Raw genomic sequence first — 284 nt, 5'->3', positions numbered from 1 at the left:
GCAGGCCGGTATCCGCGCAGACGGTTCTTACACGCTTGTGGACATGACCGAAGGGTCTGAGGCTCAGAAGCAGGGCCACGAGCCCAAAGCCAAACTTCCGCGAAATGTGCCAGTTCTTGTTGATTGGGTGAACAACAAATACGCGCATACCGGCGCGCAGGGGCTACTGCACGTTACGGACCTGACGCGCCATCGGGCGGCTGAGATTCCGCACATCCGCGTCCTCATGGACGAGCGGAAGGTGACGACGCGCCAGCTCGAATTGATCATCGCGATGGGCGAGA

At 60.2% G+C, this 284-nt stretch carries 1 protein-coding gene; it reads left to right on the top strand.

All coding sequences use genetic code 11. The features are described from left to right. Positions 1–37: 37 nt before the first annotated feature. The coding region (locus AC1RPH_RS08255) for a hypothetical protein (RefSeq protein ID WP_481762103.1) at positions 38–284 on the top strand (247 nt) is incomplete at its 3' end.

The organism is Dellaglioa sp. CoH-57-MRSF-16, assembly GCF_056782055.1.
The sequence above is the reverse complement of the archived record's forward strand: the minus strand, read 5'-3'. Positions and strand labels throughout refer to the sequence as shown.